The sequence below is a fragment of the Pseudomonas entomophila genome (assembly GCF_013523125.1).
GTDB classification, from domain to species: Bacteria; Pseudomonadota; Gammaproteobacteria; order Pseudomonadales; family Pseudomonadaceae; genus Aquipseudomonas; species Aquipseudomonas entomophila_B.
On record NZ_JAAMQJ010000090.1, the window covers coordinates 1 to 1,481 of the forward strand.

Below are 1,481 nucleotides of genomic sequence, written 5' to 3' on the forward strand. Positions count from 1 at the left end.
CGGTGAGCCACTGGTTGGTCACCTCGACTTGGAAAGTGGGGTTCTCGGCAGGTGGCACGTCGGTGAAACGGATGTTCCAGTACACCTTGCCCTGCTCGAGCTGGGTCGCGGTGTTCAGCACGGGATCGGCGTACACCTCGAAGTTGATGATCGCGCCCTGATTCTTGAGGTCGCGCATGAACGCCTGCAGGCCCTCGGTCACGTCCTTGACGTAGGTCGCGGTAATGCCTCGGTCGACCGCCCAGCGGTGGCCGTACAGGATCGCGTCCATGACCATGTCCATGGTCCGCACGCGAGTGACGAAGGCCCACTTGGGATCGCTCGACAGCGTGCGGTTGCCCCACAGGCGGTAGCCGTCCTCACGGATGATGGTCGTGATGTTGGCGTTGTTCAGCAGGTTGGCCCGGCAGGTCTCGTCGCCGTCCAGGAACTCGACCGAACGGGTGGTACCGGTGATGCCGACGAACTCCTTGTTGGACGGCGAGGCCCAGAAGCCGTACTCGGCATCAGTCCAGGCGAACAGGCCAGCGGTATAGGCAGAACCCGACGCGTCGACGGTGGCGTTCTTGGTGGTGTCCCAATACTGCACGCCAGGGTCGACCATGAACACGCGCCTGGAACCGAAGTTCTTGGCGTAGGCCATGGCCGCCTCGTCCGTGGTGCCCGGCCCGTCGATGATGGCGAGCGCGCGCAGCTTGCCGGCCAGTGCATCCATGGCCGTGGCCACCGCCAGGGTCGCGCTGTGCTTGGGCGCGATCAGCAGACGCGGCTGGGCGTTGAAGCGGCTCTTGCCGTCCAGCAACGCCTGCAGGCCGCTACGCTTGCCACTGGCCAGCACCCCGCCAATGATGGCCGAAGTCTGCGCGGCCGCATCGGCGCCCTTGGCCACGCCGCAGGCGACGATCACCGCTTTGGCACGAACGAAAATCGCCTGGCAGGCCTTGGTGATGGCCGCATCAGCGCCCCAGGCGGCGATCGCCTCGCGCTCGTTGGTGATCAGCAGCAGATCGCCGGCGGCCGCAGTCGGTGTGCTCAAGGCACCAGGGCCTGGGGTGAAGGTGTCGACCAGACCGATGATCGAAGAAGACGGCAGCGCAATGCTGCGCGCCCCGGTGTCGACGTTCGAGACCGTGACGCCGTGAAAGAATCGAGCCATTGAAAAACTCCAGAAAGCACGCGGCCGCGACAGGGCGCGGCCGGGCACAAAAAAAGCCGCGTAGCGGCCTGGGGGATGACGAGTGGGCGGCGGGATCAGGCGACGTTGCCGATGCCTTGTACGCTTGCGTGAATCGCTTCGATCGTGGCATCGGCGATGGTCTCGACGGCAGCATGCGTGGCGGCTTTCAGCACGTCCTGCTTGCCTTTCAGGCGCAGCGCGCGCAGCTCGTAGAGAGCCTTCTTCCAGGCAGCGGCCTCGGCCAGAATGCTCTCGGTTGCAGGCTTGGCCTCCAAACTGGTGGCATCCATCCAGGCTTGCACTG

General features: G+C 65.2%; 1 protein-coding gene and 1 pseudogene. Both read right to left on the reverse strand.

The window, feature by feature from the left end; translation table 11 throughout:
* A partial coding sequence (locus tag G7007_RS22700; protein ID WP_181105130.1) for a phage tail sheath subtilisin-like domain-containing protein occupies positions 1-1,156 on the reverse strand: 1,156 nt, incomplete at its 3' end.
* A 95-nt stretch (positions 1,157-1,251) separates the two neighbouring features.
* Positions 1,252-1,481, reverse strand: a pseudogene (locus G7007_RS22705) (hypothetical protein); the annotation flags it as partial.